Below are 16784 nucleotides of genomic sequence, written 5' to 3' on the forward strand. Positions count from 1 at the left end.
GCGAACTTATAGAATTCAATTTTAGAATTACTAACATAAAAATATGAGGAATCTATGTCAGACGTTGTGAACAATGCGAACTCTGAAGTAGAAGAGAAAAGCTATAAAGAGCTACACCGCCCTGCTTCTGAGTTTGAGAGCCGCTCAGATTATCTAGATCATGAGCTTCAGATCATGAAGCCTCGCCGCTTCGGTTTAAACCTTCCTGGTCGTGACTTCCGTTTTGAACTTGAAGACCTTGTTCCTGCACTTGCTGGTACCATTGGTATCATCGCGATGTACTCAGCAGTAATGATGTCTTGGGCTGATGGCCTAACTCAAGCTTGGGATCACGTAAACCTTGGTAAAGAGTTTGCGATTGAAGTCGCTCGTGTAGAAATGCTTATCCCTGCACTGCTGTTCTGTATCCTTGCTTCTGGTTTCTTTAACCCTAAAGCAAACCTTGCCGGTAACCACGGCCCAATGATTCCTCTTATTGGTACCATCGCTCTAGCTGGTGCTCACCCTCTTGCATTGGCAATCCTTATCGGTGTCTTCGGTCTAATCCTAAGTTTCCTAAAAGGCGGCTCCAAGCTGGTTAACCTGACTTCGGAAGGTACCGCTGGTGGCTTGCTTATCTTCTTAGGCCTAACGGGTACCATGAGCCAAATCAACTCGATTCAAACATGGGCGGTTGGTCTTCAATCTTCTACTGTTGAAGCGGGCAGCATGGGTTACGTTGGTTTAATCGTTCTTGCTATTACTATAGCTATCTACGCTTTCCTAGCAAAAGTGAACAAGCGTTGGTTAGCTATCCCAGTTTGTGCATTCACAGGCCTTGCTATTGCATTGGCGTTAGGTGCTGGTTTCGATATCGTGTTCGAAACTGAAATGGGTATTCCGAACCTAAACCCAGTTTACTGGTGGGGTTCTACTTCTGAAGGTTGGATGCTTGGCTTGCCAAACGTTGAACACTTCATCGCTTCTCTACCATTCGCAATTCTTGCAGTAGCAATGTGGTCACCTGACTTCTTAGGTCACCGTATCTTCCAAGAACTGAACTACCCTAAAAAGTCTGAAAAAGTACTTATGGACGTAGATGACACAATGACTATGTGTTCAGTTCGTCAAATGGTGGGTACTGCAGTAGGTGGTGGTAACATCACTTCTTCTTGGGGTACTTACATGATCCCAGCAGCAATCGCGAAACGTCCAATTCCTGGCGGCGCAATTTTGCTTGGTTCTCTATGTATTATTGTTGCGATTCTTGGTTTCCCAATGGACGTTGCGGTATGGCCACCAGTGATGCGTGTTGCGCTACTTGTAGGTGTATCTCTTCCTCTACTTGAAGCGGGTATGCAAATGGTTAAGGATTCAAAAGATTCTCAAGCAGCTGGTATCTGTATCTTCGGTTCAGCGGTTGTTAACCCAGTATTAGCATGGGCACTGACTATGCTTCTTGATAACAACGGTCTAATTGGTGATAAAGAACGTGCGAAGCGTCTATCATTTGTAGACAAGATTGTTATCCCAGTTGGCGTTTTAGTTATCTGTCTAGTGGCAATGCTTGCAGTTGGTATGCTAGAAAGTCAATATGGCCTAAAAGCTTGGCTATAATGGTTCTTACTACACAAAAGTAGTATTGGGATTAAAAAAAAGTTTGGGTGGCAACCCCTGTCACTCAAATTTTTTCAACTTTTTTTGGCATTTATTGATTTAGTTTAAGGTTTGCAGGAATTTTTTAGCGTAGTCTTGAATACATAGAGTAAAGACAACATATAAAATGTAGTGACAATATATATAACCATATGAATCTAATATGCTCATATATATTGTTATTAATAAGAGTGTACTACCCTTTCGAGGGGCGCTGGCTCAACAGTGTTAATGTACGTATTTTTTCTACTAAAAAGGTAGGTATGTCATGGCAGAGCAATTTGCTAAAGCTTGGGAAGATTTTGCTGCAGGTGAGTGGCAAAGCGAAGTAAACGTTCGTGATTTCATTCAAAAGAACTACACGCCGTATGAAGGCGACGAGTCTTTCCTAGTTTCTGAGGGTACTGAAGCAACTAACAAGCTTTGGTCTTCGGTAATGGAAGGTATCAAACAGGAAAACGCAACTAAAGCACCTGTAGATTTCGATACTTCTGTTATCTCTACCATTACTGCTCACGATGCAGGTTACATTGAGAAAGATCTTGAGACTATCGTTGGTCTACAAACTGAGAAGCCACTAAAACGTGCAATCATCCCTAACGGTGGTGTACGCATGGTTGAAGGTTCTTGTAAAGCATACGGTGAAACTCTTGACCCAATGGTTTCAAAAATCTACTCAGAATACCGCAAAACACACAATGCTGGCGTTTTCGATATCTACACTCCTGATATCCTAAAATGTCGTAAGTCTGGTGTTCTGACTGGTCTTCCTGATGCTTACGGCCGTGGTCGTATCATTGGTGACTACCGTCGTGTTGCACTTTACGGTATTGATTTCCTAATGAAAGACAAAGCTGCTCAATTCGCTTCTCTACAAGAGCGTTTCGAGAATGGCGAAGATCTTGCTGCAACAATGCAATTGCGTGAAGAGATCTCTGAGCAACACCGTGCTCTAGGTCAAATCAAGCAAATGGCTGAGAAATACGGTTTCGATATCTCTGAGCCAGCTCAAACTGCTCAAGAAGCTATCCAGTGGACTTACTTTGGCTACCTAGCTGCTGTTAAATCTCAAAACGGTGCTGCAATGTCTCTAGGTCGTACTTCGACTTTCCTAGACATCTACATCGAGCGTGATATCGCTGCTGGCAAAATCACTGAAGAACAAGCACAAGAAATGATCGACCACTTCGTAATGAAGCTGCGTATGGTTCGTTTCCTACGTACTCCTGAGTACGATGAGCTATTCTCTGGCGACCCAATCTGGGCAACAGAATCTATGGGTGGTATGGGTATCGACGGTCGTACGCTAGTAACGCGTTCGAACTTCCGTTTCCTAAACTCTCTATACACTATGGGTCCTTCTCCAGAGCCAAACATCACTGTTCTTTGGTCTGAGCAATTACCTGACGGCTTCAAGCGTTTCTGTGCGAAGGTATCTATCGATACTTCTTCTATCCAGTACGAAAATGATGACCTAATGCGTCCTGACCTTGCGTCTGATGATTACGCTATCGCTTGTTGTGTATCTCCAATGATCGTTGGTAAGCAAATGCAGTTCTTCGGTGCTCGTGCTAACCTTGCGAAAACAATGCTTTACGCAATCAACGGTGGTGTGGACGAAAAACTTAAGATGCAAGTTGGTCCTAAAGAAGCTCCAATGACTGACGCTGTTCTTGATTACGACAAAGTAATGGATCGTCTAGATCACTTCATGGATTGGCTAGCTAAGCAATACGTGACTGCACTAAACAGCATTCACTACATGCACGACAAATACAGCTACGAAGCGTCTCTAATGGCTCTTCATGACCGTGACGTTCGTCGTACTATGGCTTGTGGTATTGCTGGTCTATCTGTTGCTGCTGACTCACTGTCTGCAATCAAATTCGCGACTGTTAAACCAATCCGCGACGAAGATGGCATCGCAACTGACTTCGAAATCGAAGGCGATTACCCTAAATACGGTAACAACGACTCTCGTGTAGATGATATTGCTTGTGAACTAGTTTCTACGTTCATGAACAAAATCCGTAAGCTTAAGACTTACCGTGATTCAATCCCTACACAGTCAGTTCTTACTATCACGTCTAACGTGGTTTACGGTAAGAAAACAGGTAACACTCCAGACGGTCGTCGTGCTGGCGCTCCTTTCGCTCCTGGTGCTAACCCAATGCACGGTCGTGATGAGAAAGGTGCTGTAGCTTCACTAACGTCTGTAGGTAAACTACCGTTTGCTGACGCACAAGATGGTATCTCTTACACGTTCTCTATCGTGCCAAACGCACTAGGTAAAGAACAAGACAGCCAACGTGCTAACCTTGCAGGCCTAATGGATGGTTACTTCCACCACGAAGCTGGCATTGAAGGTGGTCAACACCTTAACGTTAACGTTCTTAACCGTGAAACTCTTGAAGACGCAGTTAAGCACCCTGAGAAATACCCTCAGCTAACAATCCGTGTATCTGGTTACGCTGTTCGCTTTAACTCTCTAACTGCAGAGCAACAAGCTGACGTAATCGCACGTACATTTACTGAGTCTCTATAAGCTCACGCTCAATAGACAGTAAATAATATTAGCCTCGCCAATGTGCGGGGCTTTTTTATATCTGCGGTAAATCGCACTGAACTCACCCATCCCGCGAAATGTTAGGTTGAGCAAAAAAGCACCCTATCATTCACTTTTTTTCCACAAAATCACTCAAATTACGGTAATATCGCGGTTCATAATTTAAGAGTAACTGCTCCATGAAATACCTGCGTTGTTTACCCCTGATTCTCCTCTCCTTTTCATCTTTGGCATCTGATCGTTCTACAGTCACTTTTGCTTTAGATAACGATGGTATTTTTGGTGTCGACCAAGACTATACCAACGGCTTATTTCTGGGTTACACATCATCAAGTATTACGCCATATAATTGGGTGAAACCATTGAGTCTTTCCTACTGGGGCGCAAGCTCTCTAGACAAATGGGAAATCACCATTGGCCACAAAATGTATACCCCTTCTGACATAGAGTTAGAAACGCCATCAGCCAATGACCGTCCATATGCCGGTTACCTTCACACTGAATTCAACTACATCAGCTTGAATCCACAACAAGCCCAGCGCTTTAACATAACGTTTGGTACGACTGGTGAGCGTGCACTTTCAGAAGACGCTCAGAAGCTAGTTCACTCGATCACTAAATCGGATGAACCTATGGGTTGGGAATACCAAGTTGATGATGAGTGGGCGGGGAGCGTTGGTTATTTAAGCCATTTCAACCTAATGCGTAATCAAGCTTTAGCGAATACTGACTACGAAATCTCTAACGTTTCTGAAATCAACGTCGGTAACTTTAGAAGTGATATCTCGACTGGTTTTATGTTCCGCTGGGGTACGGACTTGGGTGGTAACTTTGGTGCAGCTAACATCACCACAGAAAACCCATTCAAACCTGGCATGATCGGCGCATCAAACACAGGTTGGTTTACCTATGCAGGCCTTGAAGGTCGCTACCGATTCAACGACCTGACTATCGAAGGCGATCGCTCAGGTGTTGATGAGTACGCTAATAAAAACAACGAAGACCCAGCTATCTACGATGTGACTTTAGAGAACATTCAAGCGACTGCTGTGCTTGGTGTCGCTTGGTATAACCAATACGTTGGTGCCTCTTTCGCATTAACAGCAAAAACACCGGATTACAAAGAAGCAAAAGAGTCAGTGTACACCACTGGCGGTATCACAATGTTTGCTTTCTTCTAGCCACCAGTAAGGGCTGTCGTCCTTTACTTTTCAAGTTTAATAAAGGCAATCATCTTCACAGGTGATTGCCTTTATTTTTAAAGGTCTCGTTACCATTTGACCCTATTTTATGTACCGTTTTTGTAATAAAATAAACGGTATAAATTCCTCTACGAGAATAGCTCATGTCTACAACTGGTCGCATTCACTCATTCGAATCTTGTGGTACTGTCGATGGCCCTGGTATCCGCTTTATTGTGTTTCTTCAAGGCTGCTTAATGCGTTGTATGTACTGTCATAACCGTGATACATGGGATCTTCATGACGGAAAGGAAGTAACGGTCGAAGAGATCATCAACGAAGCAAAATCATACCGTCATTTCATGAAAGCATCAGGCGGTGGTATCACCTGTTCTGGTGGTGAAGCGATGCTACAACCTGAGTTTGTTCGTGATTTTTTCCGCGCAGCTCAAGCCGAAGGCATTCACACTTGTCTTGATACTAATGGCTACATTCGTAAGCACACTGAAGTGGTTGATGAAGTACTAGAAGCCTCTGATCTAGTGATGCTTGATCTTAAGCACATGCGAGATGAGATTCACCACGATTTCATTGGTGTATCAAACAGACGTACTCTGGATTTTGCACGCTACCTACATAGAATCGGTAAGAAGACGTGGATTCGTTATGTAATTGTCCCTGGTTACACTGATACGGCTGAAGATGCTCATCTGCTAGGTGAATTCATCAAAGACATGGATAACATCGAGAAAGTAGAACTGCTTCCATACCATAAGCTTGGTGCACATAAGTGGGAAGCGCTTGGTTTTGACTACCCTCTTGAAGGTACAAACCCACCGAGCAAAGAGAAAATGGACGAGATTGTTGCTGTTCTAAGCCAGTACCATTCAAACGTAAAATACTAATCTAGACTTACGTTCATAGTGATTTCAAACGCCTCAATTTCGATTGGGGCGTTTTCTTTTATGGCCCAAACAATCCTTTCACTTTTCTTTACAACTTTTGTTTATCAATTCAAAAAATCATATTAAATCCGTGTTGAGATCATGTTTCCACTCGTAGAAATGCTGTTACTCTTACTGCAACAAAGAATACAACATTTAGTTTTTTAGTGAGGCTCCTCCCATGGAAATGACCAATGCTCAGCGTCTAATTCTATCAAATCAATACTACCTAATGTCTCAAATGGATCCTGAGAACTCAGCTAAATACCAACGTCTACAAACGATTGTAGAACGAGGTTACGAACTCCAAATGCGTGAGCTTAACAAAGAGTTTGGTTGTTTGACTGAAGCAGAGTGTCGCGAAATTATCGACATCATGGAGATGTACCATGCTATGCAAGAGTCGAACAAAATGCTTGCAGAGCAAGAGCGTGCTGAAGTAGACCAACGTCGTCTGCAGTTCTTAGGTTTTGATATCGCTTCTGAAGCACAGGTCGTACACTACGTGCGTTTCCTTGTTGATTCTGAAGGCCTTTACCCTCAATTCGACAAAGCCGATCACCACTTCAATAGCCAAATGCCAATGCTAGAGAAGTACCGTCGCATGTTAACAACATGGCGCAACTGCCCTCGCCAGTACCACCTATGTGCGACAGAGCTATCTCAAATCTTTAGTGCTTAATGCATGAAAAGATAAGCCTTAGCTTGGCTTAAAAAATTTCAAAAAGGGTTACTCATCACGAGTAACCCTTTTTAATGTCTGCATATAAAGAAAGAAAACAAGCAACTAGAAACACAAATGATTCCATCAGTTAATCGAGTATTTGACGCCGCATGTAGAGAGTCCACTTTGAGAAGTGGGCTTGTTTGTACCTAAGGGCTCGTCATTATGTTATCTACGCCTAGAGCTAGTGAGTGATCACCAACAAAAAACGGGAATAATGAAACGATATGGATATGAAGTGGGCTTTACGTACAGAAAATTGGAATAAAACATGACGATAAGATATTAAACATTGAACCGTTTCCCATTAATTTCTCTGATACCGTCCATTGACCAACAAACGTAAATCAAGGATCTATAACCCATTAGATCATTCATCTTTATTAATTTTACTTTGGAGCTTTTAATACAAATTAAAAATCGCCATACCCATTTTGAACGGTGTTTTTTATTTGAAAGAAATCGCTAGAATGCTCACCGAAATTTATTAACCAGAGCGATAAAAATGAGAAAATTCATCCTTGCATCACTAGCTATTCTGTCGACTTCATCTTTCGCAGCTAACGACATGTACGTACTTGGGGGCGTTGGCATTAACCGAGATGACGGAGGTCTACAATTCACTGCTGGCTCACAAATTCTTGATACCCATTTTCATATTGAATCAACAATGAATTACATAGATTCCGACAGCAAAATGGTTACATCGGATGTACACGGTGACCTAACTAAGTACAAAGACAATTTCAAACACTTCAAAATGTCTTTAGCTCCAATGTATAAATATAGTTTCGATGAGTCTTTTGCTATCTACGGAAAAGTTGGTCTTGCTTACTCAAACGTAAATGTTAAATCAACAATTACTAACAAAGATTGGTCAGTGAATAATAAACATTCAAATAGCGAATGGGGCGCAACTTACGGCATCGGTGCTGAGTTTAAGTCTATACAACCAATGTTTGGTAACTCGAAGTTTATGGCTCGTGTTGGTTTCGATTTCTACGACTTCAACTCCGGTAGCATAAGCCTAATCAATGAGGAGACTTTTGGCCTACAAGCCGGTTTCACTTTCTAAGGTATTAAGTAGAAAAGTTTTACAGTCGTTGAACAGATCATCGTAATTACGATTTTTGGTGTCTTGACGTTAACCGCTCTGTACTTCGCATAAATAAAAGGGCTACTCATCACGAGTAACCCTTTTATGTTTTCTTCTTTTTAACTAGAAAACGTAAGCAACACCGACGTTTGCCGCCATATTAATGCCGCTTTCTAAGATTGGACTGTTCTCGATATCGCCCTCTAGGTTGGTGTAACGAACGCCACCAGTTACTCGAACATTCGGCGTTACATGTAAGTAACCACCTAAACCAATAAAGTATTGGCCATCCCAGTCAGCATCGAATTCGTTTAGATTCGTTCTTGCAGCTTCCGCTGAGCTCACACCGTACAAGTGGTTATTCAAGCGTTCACTGTTGTAAGCGTAACCAATCGAAGGCGTAATCGCCCAGCCATTGCGGCGAATAGGTAGGCGCCAAGCCGCTTCAGCGTAAATACCGTTATGTCTAAAACCTAAGTCGGAGCCCGCTGTTGCTTCAAACATACCCACCAGCGTAATCACTTGATAGCTAACACCACCTAATACCGAAGCTTTACGTTCATCTAGTTTTTGAATGTCCACATTGTCTGAGTCACCTGGCTTTAATGTTCTTGGATCATAAACCGCTCGAAACACAATATTCTGAGGTGAGCCGGCTGGTAACAAACGATAGCCTGCGCTAAATCCACGCATGAAAAAGTGTTCGCCTTCGTAACCAATCATAGGAATGACTGCGCGATTTGACGGCGTGTCTTTGTACACAGCAGGAGAATAAGAAGCAGCCACACCCAATGACCATTGTGATATTTTTGCGTGCGTAGCGGTCGCCATGAACATTGTTGTTCCAACAATGGCGATTTTTAACCAAAGACTCTTCACTGTTTCTACCTATTTTTTAAGCGATTTCTGATAACGCCGCGCATTATATGGCACTTCGTTCCAAATAATCAATAGAGCTCAGTTATACATCTAATACACATAAATCCATCGTGAGAATTATTAAGCGACCTAAAATCACAAAACAAACGGCTAGATCTGCTCGAATGTAAAATAATTTGATTCTACACGCCTCAAGTTGCCTATTGCGCTCGCTAAGTTTTTCACACGCAAAATTGTAAATAAATACATAATTGTTAAGCAAAATTGTGGAAGCGGGTCTAACCTTAAAATGTAGGGAGAGCCTATTTTTCAATCGCTCGTCAGTTTTAACTGGTTAACAAGGGGAATGTGACTATGAGTATTTTTGACCACTATCAATCACGTTATGAAGCAGCCAAGGAAGAAGAGCTGACATTGCAAGAGTTCTTAGCGCTGTGTAAAGACGATAAAAGTGCTTACGCGAATGCTGCCGAGCGCTTACTACTAGCCATTGGCGAACCGGAGGTCATTGACACAGCTCAAGACCCTCAACTAAGTCGTATTTTCTCTAACCGTGTCATCTCACGCTACAGCGAATTTAAAGATTTCTACGGTATGGAAGATGCGATTGAACAGATTGTTTCTTACTTAAAACATGCTGCGCAAGGTTTAGAAGAACGTAAACAAATCCTTTACTTACTTGGCCCTGTGGGCGGTGGTAAATCATCTCTTGCTGAAAAACTCAAAGCCCTGATGCAGAAATTACCAATCTATGTATTGTCTGCTGACGGCGAACGAAGCCCAGTAAACGATCACCCATTTTGTCTATTCGATGTAAACGAAGACGGCGACTTATTGAAGAACGAATACGGTATTGAGAAACGCTATCTTCGCTCAATTATGTCTCCGTGGGCAGCGAAACGACTGCACGATTTTGGCGGTGATATTTCCAAATTCAAAGTCATCAAACTGCGCCCTTCTATCCTCGATCAAGTTGCGATCGCGAAAACAGAGCCTGGTGATGAAAACAACCAAGATATCTCATCTCTTGTTGGTAAAGTAGATATTCGTAAACTTGAGCACTTCTCTCAAGATGATCCTGATGCCTACAGCTACTCTGGTGCGCTATGTAAAGCTAACCAAGGTGTTATGGAATTCGTGGAGATGTTTAAAGCGCCAATCAAGGTATTACACCCACTACTAACGGCCACACAAGAAGGTAACTTCAACGGTACCGAAGGGCTTTCTGCACTGCCATTTGACGGCATGATTCTGGCTCACTCGAACGAATCCGAGTGGCAGACCTTCCGTAACAACAAAAACAACGAAGCCTTCCTCGACCGTGTGTACATTGTAAAAGTCCCTTACTGTCTACGCGTCTCTGAAGAAGTTAAGATCTACCAAAAACTGCTTGAGCACAGTGAGCTATCCAAAGCCCCTTGTTCGCCAAGCACACTCGATCTGCTATCGCAATTCAGTATCTTATCTAGACTGAAAGAGCCTGAGAACTCGTCTCTGTTCTCAAAAATGCGGGTTTACGATGGTGAGACTCTAAAAGACACCGATCCAAAAGCGAAGAGCTACCAAGAGTACCGAGATTATGCTGGTGTTGACGAAGGAATGTCTGGGCTATCAACGCGTTTCGCCTTTAAGATTCTGTCTCGAGTATTCAACTTCGACCAAGCCGAAGTGGCCGCAAACCCAGTGCATCTTTTCTACGTGATTGAGCAGCAAATCGAACGAGAGCAATTCCCTCAAGAGACCGCTGAGAAGTACCTAGAATTCTTGAAAGGATACCTAGTGCCACGCTACGTAGAGTTCATTGGTAAAGAAATTCAGACCGCTTACCTAGAGTCTTACTCTGAGTACGGACAGAATATCTTCGACCGTTACGTAACCTATGCTGATTTCTGGATTCAAGACCAAGAGTACCGCGATCCAGAAACAGGCCAGCTATTTGACCGTGCTTCTCTAAATGGTGAACTCGAGAAAATCGAGAAAACAGCAGGTATCAGTAACCCTAAAGACTTCCGAAATGAGATTGTGAACTTTGTGCTTCGTGCCAAAGCAAACAATAACGGTCAAAATCCAGTTTGGACAAGCTACGAGAAACTGCGCACTGTGATTGAGAAGAAAATGTTCTCTAACACAGAAGAGCTGCTTCCTGTTATTTCGTTCAATGCTAAGACCTCAACGGATGATCAGAAAAAACACGACGACTTCGTTGCTCGTATGATGGAAAAAGGCTACACCGAGAAACAAGTTAGACTGCTATCTGAGTGGTATCTAAGAGTTCGTAAATCCTCATAAACCAAACTGTATTGAGCTGCTCACGTGAGCAGCTCGTACAAACCAATAACTCTTATATCCTAATAACTCTTATACACTAATAAAAAGTAGGATCGTGACATCAGCTGAGAGGGAGTTCTTATGGCACAATTTATCGATCGGAGGCTCAATGGCAAGAATAAGAGTGCTGTAAATAGACAGCGATTCTTACGACGCCATAAAGAGCAAATCAAAGAATCTGTGGCCGATGCAGTCAACCGACGCTCAATCACCAATACTGAAACTGGTGAAGACGTTACTATTCCTCATAAAGACATCAAAGAGCCAAGCTTTCACCAAGGTCAAGGCGGCGTAAGAGAACGTGTTCACCCTGGTAATGATCAGTTCATCACTGGCGACAAAATTGAGCGCCCTAAAGGTGGCGGTCAAGGTGGTGGTTCTGGCCAAGGCGATGCAAGCCCTGATGGCGAAGGCCAAGATGAATTTACCTTCCAAATTTCAAAAGATGAGTATCTTGATATTCTCTTTGAAGATTTAGCTCTGCCTAATCTAGAGAAAAATCAGGTCAACAAAATCACCGAATGGAAAACCCACCGCTCTGGTTACCAAAGTGCGGGGATTCCATCCAACATAGCTATTGTTCGTTCACTGCAGCAATCTCTAGCTCGTAGAACCGCGATGACAGCAGGTAAAAAGCGCGAGCTTAACCTACTGATGGAGCAACTTGACCAAGTTAAAATGACGGAACCGGCACAACCCTTCGAAGAAAGTCGCTTAAAAGAAGAGATTGCCGAGCTACGCAAAAAAATTGAAAACGTGCCATTCATTGATACCTTCGACTTACGTTTTAAAAACTATGAGAAGCGCCCTATTCCATCTAGCCAAGCAGTAATGTTCTGCTTGATGGATGTGTCCGGCTCAATGGACCAAGCTACCAAAGACATCGCAAAACGCTTCTACGTGCTGCTTTACCTGTTCCTAAACCGCACCTACGAAAACGTCGATGTTGTGTTTATTCGTCACCATACTCAAGCCAAAGAAGTCGACGAGCATGAGTTTTTCTACTCCCAAGAAACCGGTGGCACCATCGTTTCTAGTGCATTGAAATTAATGAAAGAGATTGTCGCAGACCGTTACCCTGCAGGTGAGTGGAACATCTATGCGGCACAAGCTTCTGATGGAGATAACTGGGCTGATGACTCTCCTCGTTGTAAAGAGCTGCTGGTGAATACGCTTCTGCCAACTTGCCAATATTACTCTTACATCGAAATAACACGCCGCTCTCATCAAACGCTTTGGCACGAATACGAAAAACTCGAGAGTAGCTTCGACAACTTCGCAATGAAAAACATTAAGACGGTGGATGATATTTTTCCTGTGTTTAGAGAACTGTTCCAGAAAGAGACAGCGTAAGGGGCTTACCATGACAGCGAAATCAAACGTTGCAGAGAAATCAAACATTGCCGATAGAGACAAGGCTACACAGAAGAAAAACGACAAGATGCTGCCTGATGGTCCAGATTGGACGTTCAACCTATTGGAGAAATATCACGTCGAAATTAAGCGTGTGGCGCAGCATTACCGTTTAGATACTTATCCGAACCAAATTGAAGTGATTACTTCAGAGCAGATGATGGATGCATACTCAAGCATTGGTATGCCTATCAATTACAACCACTGGTCTTTTGGTAAGAAATTCATCCAAACCGAGCAAAACTACAAACACGGCCAAATGGGCTTAGCGTACGAAATCGTGATCAACTCAGATCCGTGTATCGCTTACTTAATGGAAGAGAACACGGTCACCATGCAGGCGCTGGTAATGGCTCACGCTTGTTATGGCCACAACTCTTTCTTTAAAGGCAACTACCTGTTTCAAACCTGGACAGACGCCGGTTCCATCATCGATTACTTGCTGTTCGCTAAGAAGTATATCAGTGGTTGTGAAGAGAAATATGGCGTCGCTGAGGTTGAGCAGCTCCTTGATTCTTGCCATGCATTAATGAATTACGGCGTAGACCGATACAAACGTCCTGAGAAGATTTCCATTGCTGAAGAAACCGCAAGGCAGGAAGAGCGAGAGGCTTACCTACAATCTCAAGTCAATGAGCTGTGGAGAACTGTGCCTAAAAATCAAGACAAGGAAAAAGAGACCAAAATCCGCTTTCCTAGCGAGCCTCAAGAGAACATTCTTTACTTTATCGAGAAGAACGCACCACTGCTTGAACCTTGGCAGCGTGAGTGTGTTCGTATCGTTCGCAAGGTAAGCCAGTACTTCTACCCTCAGAAACAAACTCAAGTCATGAACGAAGGCTGGGCAACCTTCTGGCATTACACCATTCTTAACCATCTTTATGATGAAGGCTTGGTGAGTGATAAGTTCATCTTAGAGTTCCTGCACAGCCATACCAGTGTAGTCGCGCAACCTGCTTACAACAGTCCTTACTTCAGCGGGATAAACCCTTACGCACTTGGCTTCGCGATGTTTAGAGACATTCGACGCATTTGTGAAGAGCCAACCGATGAAGACAAAGAGTGGTTCCCAGAGCTGGCAGGAAGTGATTGGTTAGAGGCGGTGCACTTTGCAATGCACAACTTCAAAGATGAAAGCTTTATTAGCCAATATCTTTCTCCAAAGATCATTCGTGACTTTAAGCTGTTTTCAGTGCTTGATGATGACCGAAAAAACACCATTGAAGTGAGTGCTATACATGATGACCCGGGCTATCGCCTGATTCGTGAGAAGCTTGCGGCGCAATACAACCTAAGTAACCTTGAACCAAACATTCAGGTGTTTAACGTCGATGTTCGTGGTGACCGATCAATAACGCTGCAGTATGTGCCTCATGACCGTATCCCGCTTGATAAAGGCTACGACGAAGTGATGAAGCATCTCTATCGCTTGTGGGGCTTTGATGTGATTTTGGAAGAGCTCAAAGATACGGGTCATAGAGAGATTCTGACGACTTGTCCAAAACGTAATGACTATGGAGCCAAGATTTAATACCCATCGCAGTTCATCGGTGATGGCAATGAAACTCCGCTCCCCCTACACCATAGTGGTCAACCCGCTCGGAAGTGGAGCAATAAAAAAGCGCATAAGTCTGATGACTTATGCGCTTTCTTTTTAAGGCTCAAACGTCTTTAAATAGACGTGAGCCACTAAAGCTAGAGCTAAAACTGAATAAACTTAAACAATTGGCTTTTGGCCGCGTTCAATCAGTTTCATCAGCACGCTGTCTGCAGATTTGCCTGCCACGCCCGCTAGTTTGTCTGAAAGCTTTTTCTTCTGTACGTAGTGAATCGCTAGAACCGTTTTGTTCTTACATGCCGCTACGACTAAATCATCAGAAGTGCAGATCTCATCCACCAGCCCAAGTTCATGTGCTTGCGTGCCAAACCAGTGTTCGCCAGTTGCTACTTTTTCAAGATCTAACGCAGGACGATGGTCACGAATGAAATCTTTGAATAGACCATGTGTCTCTTCTAACTCTTCTTTGAATTTCTCACGTGCTTTATCGCTGTTCTCACCAAACATGGTTAATGTACGTTTGTACTCACCTGCCGTTAGCTGTTCGAACTCGATATCGTGTTTCTTCAGCAGTTTATTGAAGTTTGGCAATTGAGCGATAACGCCAATAGAGCCAACAATAGCAAAAGGTGCAGATACGATTTTGTCTGCGATACATGCCATCATATAACCGCCACTTGCTGCTACTTTGTCTACCGAGATAGTCAGAGGCAAACCTGCTGCTTTGATACGATCAAGTTGAGAAGACGCCAAGCCATAGCCGTGAACCATGCCACCGCCAGATTCAAGTTTCAGCAAGACTTCATCGCCTTCACGAGCCACAGCCAGAACCGCTGTTACCTCTTCACGTAATGAAGCTACTTCTTTTGCATCAATGCTGCCGTTAAAATCAAGAACGAACAGGTGTGGTTCACGCTTGCTATCAAGCTCACCCTCTTTCGCTGCTTTCTTCACTTCTTTACCGCGTGATTTTACTTTCTCTTTTTCTGCTTTCTTTTCTGCTTTATCACGGGCTTTGATGAAAGCATCGTCGTGTAGATGGTGCTCTAATTGTTCAATCGTCTGTTTATGGTGTTCAGATAGGTTCGTGATTTCCAGCTCACCTTTAATCGCGCTTGATTTCCCCCCCACAGATTTAGCAATCACTAAAATTGCGATGATGGCGATTACAACGGTCGCAATCTTGGCTAAAAACAGGCCGTAGTCCAACAAAAATTCCAATGTCATATCCCCTATTGTATGAATTAGTGTATTGTAACCATCTTGTCACGATTACCAAGAATTTCTCATCATTCCTGCGGTTATCTGTGTGATTAAACATCAATGGAATGACGAACATAATAAAAGAAAGAAGGATAAGCACAGTGGATTACCCAATCTCTACAGATGCCCTCAAAGATAAAGTAATTTTGGTTACAGGTGCCGGTGCTGGCATTGGTCGCCAAGCTGCACTAAGCTTCGCTCAACATGGCGCAACTGTCATTCTGTTAGGCCGCAATGTAAAAAACCTAGAATTCATTTACGATGAAATCGAAAGCGCTGGTTACCCGCAGCCTGCAATTATCCCATTGGATTTAAAAGGCGCGACAAAACAGAACTACGTTGATATGGCTGAAACCATTGAATCGCAGTTCGGTCGTTTAGACGGTCTACTTCATAACGCTGGCGTTTTAGGTACTCTGAGCCCGTTTGAGCAGATTGATGAAGAAACCTTTGATGATGTTATGCAGATCAATGTGAAGTCTGAGTTCTTGATGACTCAAGCACTTTTACCTGCACTTAAGAAAGCGGAAACGGGTCGTATAGTATTCACCTCTTCTACCGTTGGCCACTCTGGCCGTGCATTCTGGGGCACTTACGCAATTTCTAAGTTTGCTACCGAAGGTATGATGCAGATCTTAGCGGACGAGCTTGAAGACACAAACATCCGTGTTAACGCGATCAACCCAGGCGGCACGCAAACACGCATGCGTGCAAAAGCGTACCCAGGTGAAGATGCTAACAAGCTGAAAACGCCACTGGACATTATCCCACTGTACCTACACTTAATGAACCCAAGTGTGACAGACATTAATGGCCAATGTATCGACGCTCAACCTAAGTAGTTGATATTATAACCAATAACAAGAAGCCGCTTTAATCGCGGCTTTTTTTGTATCTATGTACCGTCCTAAATATGGTTGACACATTTCCAACATGAAATTGGAGAGTGTCATGAAAACAACAAGTAGACGTACTCAACGAGATTATTCTCTTGCCTTTAAATTGTCAGTCGTAAGCCAAGTTGAAAAAGGCGAAATGACTTATAAGCAAGCTCAAGAACGTTATGGGATCCAAGGTCGCTCTACCGTTTTAGTTTGGCTTCGCAAACATGGTCAACTAGATTGGTCTAAAGGAACAGAACAATCGAGAGCGTTAGGAGCGACTATGTCAAACTCTTCCTCAACTCAAACCCCAGAG

Annotated in this window: 12 protein-coding genes and 1 pseudogene; 11 read left to right on the forward strand and 2 right to left on the reverse strand. The window is 43.3% G+C overall.

The features are described 5' to 3' along the window. The first annotated feature begins 54 nt into the window (after nt 1–54). From L4C44_RS21270 to L4C44_RS21295, 6 genes are all read left to right on the forward strand, one after another. Complete coding sequence (locus tag L4C44_RS21270) at nt 55–1596, forward strand: DUF3360 family protein (protein WP_048664665.1); 1542 nt, start codon at nt 55–57, stop codon at nt 1594–1596. 307 nt (nt 1597–1903) lie between these two features. Further along, on the forward strand, nt 1904–4180 hold the full coding sequence (gene pflB / locus L4C44_RS21275) for a formate C-acetyltransferase (protein WP_146492203.1): 2277 nt from the start codon (nt 1904–1906) through the stop codon (nt 4178–4180). 200 nt (nt 4181–4380) lie between these two features. Beyond that, nucleotides 4381–5382, forward strand: a complete 1002-nt coding sequence (locus L4C44_RS21280; protein ID WP_146492204.1) for a lipid A deacylase LpxR family protein — start codon at nt 4381–4383, stop codon at nt 5380–5382. A 164-nt stretch (nt 5383–5546) separates the two neighbouring features. Further along, the gene (gene pflA, locus L4C44_RS21285; RefSeq protein ID WP_428805675.1) at nt 5547–6287 is read left to right on the forward strand and encodes a pyruvate formate lyase 1-activating protein; all 741 of its coding nucleotides are present in this window, start codon (nt 5547–5549) and stop codon (nt 6285–6287) included. A gap of 220 nt (nt 6288–6507) precedes the next feature. Further along, nucleotides 6508–7008 carry a YfbU family protein gene (locus tag L4C44_RS21290; protein WP_146492206.1) on the forward strand — a complete coding sequence of 167 codons (501 nt, stop codon included), beginning with the start codon at nt 6508–6510 and terminating at the stop codon, nt 7006–7008. Between the two features lie 547 nt (nt 7009–7555). Beyond that, nucleotides 7556–8125 (forward strand): outer membrane beta-barrel protein, encoded by a 570-nt coding sequence (locus L4C44_RS21295; RefSeq protein ID WP_065676847.1) that lies wholly within the window; start codon nt 7556–7558, stop codon nt 8123–8125. A gap of 144 nt (nt 8126–8269) precedes the next feature. On the opposite strand, the gene L4C44_RS21300 is transcribed toward L4C44_RS21295, so the two are convergent. Beyond that, complete coding sequence (locus L4C44_RS21300) at nt 8270–8983, reverse strand: MipA/OmpV family protein (protein WP_128162605.1); 714 nt, start codon at nt 8981–8983, stop codon at nt 8270–8272. Between the two features lie 396 nt (nt 8984–9379). Here L4C44_RS21300 and L4C44_RS21305 point away from each other — a divergent pair, with 396 nt between their 5' ends. From L4C44_RS21305 to L4C44_RS21315, 3 genes are all read left to right on the forward strand, one after another. Continuing rightward, nucleotides 9380–11314 carry a PrkA family serine protein kinase gene (locus tag L4C44_RS21305; protein WP_065676845.1) on the forward strand — a complete coding sequence of 645 codons (1935 nt, stop codon included), beginning with the start codon at nt 9380–9382 and terminating at the stop codon, nt 11312–11314. Between the two features lie 120 nt (nt 11315–11434). After that, nucleotides 11435–12706: a YeaH/YhbH family protein gene (locus tag L4C44_RS21310; protein WP_146492207.1), complete on the forward strand. Its 1272-nt coding sequence runs from the start codon at nt 11435–11437 to the stop codon at nt 12704–12706. A 10-nt stretch (nt 12707–12716) separates the two neighbouring features. Then, entirely contained in the window at nt 12717–14297 is a 1581-nt protein-coding gene (locus L4C44_RS21315; protein ID WP_428805676.1) for a SpoVR family protein, read from the forward strand. A 186-nt stretch (nt 14298–14483) separates the two neighbouring features. Here the strand turns inward: L4C44_RS21315 and sohB are convergent, their stop codons facing one another. Continuing rightward, on the reverse strand, nt 14484–15545 hold the full coding sequence (gene sohB, locus L4C44_RS21320; RefSeq protein WP_428805678.1) for a protease SohB: 1062 nt from the start codon (nt 15543–15545) through the stop codon (nt 14484–14486). 143 nt (nt 15546–15688) lie between these two features. Here sohB and L4C44_RS21325 point away from each other — a divergent pair, with 143 nt between their 5' ends. After that, nucleotides 15689–16429 carry a YciK family oxidoreductase gene (locus L4C44_RS21325; protein WP_371713359.1) on the forward strand — a complete coding sequence of 247 codons (741 nt, stop codon included), beginning with the start codon at nt 15689–15691 and terminating at the stop codon, nt 16427–16429. Between the two features lie 109 nt (nt 16430–16538). Next, a pseudogene (locus L4C44_RS21330) lies at nt 16539–16784 on the forward strand (IS3 family transposase); the annotation flags it as partial.

The sequence above is a fragment of the Vibrio satsumensis genome, from assembly GCF_050337435.1.
In the GTDB taxonomy this organism is placed as follows: domain Bacteria; phylum Pseudomonadota; class Gammaproteobacteria; order Enterobacterales; family Vibrionaceae; genus Vibrio; species Vibrio satsumensis.

Coding starts and splice junctions, on each gene's coding strand:
- L4C44_RS21270 (WP_048664665.1), top strand. CDS start 55: ATGTCAGACGTTGTGAACAATGCGAACTCTGAAGTAGAAGAGAAAAGC.
- L4C44_RS21315 (WP_428805676.1), top strand. CDS start 12,717: ATGACAGCGAAATCAAACGTTGCAGAGAAATCAAACATTGCCGATAGA.
- L4C44_RS21310 (WP_146492207.1), top strand. CDS start 11,435: ATGGCACAATTTATCGATCGGAGGCTCAATGGCAAGAATAAGAGTGCT.
- L4C44_RS21300 (WP_128162605.1), bottom strand. CDS start 8,983: ATGTTCATGGCGACCGCTACGCACGCAAAAATATCACAATGGTCATTG.
- L4C44_RS21305 (WP_065676845.1), top strand. CDS start 9,380: ATGAGTATTTTTGACCACTATCAATCACGTTATGAAGCAGCCAAGGAA.
- pflA (WP_428805675.1), top strand. CDS start 5,547: ATGTCTACAACTGGTCGCATTCACTCATTCGAATCTTGTGGTACTGTC.
- L4C44_RS21295 (WP_065676847.1), top strand. CDS start 7,556: ATGAGAAAATTCATCCTTGCATCACTAGCTATTCTGTCGACTTCATCT.
- pflB (WP_146492203.1), top strand. CDS start 1,904: ATGGCAGAGCAATTTGCTAAAGCTTGGGAAGATTTTGCTGCAGGTGAG.
- L4C44_RS21280 (WP_146492204.1), top strand. CDS start 4,381: ATGAAATACCTGCGTTGTTTACCCCTGATTCTCCTCTCCTTTTCATCT.
- L4C44_RS21290 (WP_146492206.1), top strand. CDS start 6,508: ATGGAAATGACCAATGCTCAGCGTCTAATTCTATCAAATCAATACTAC.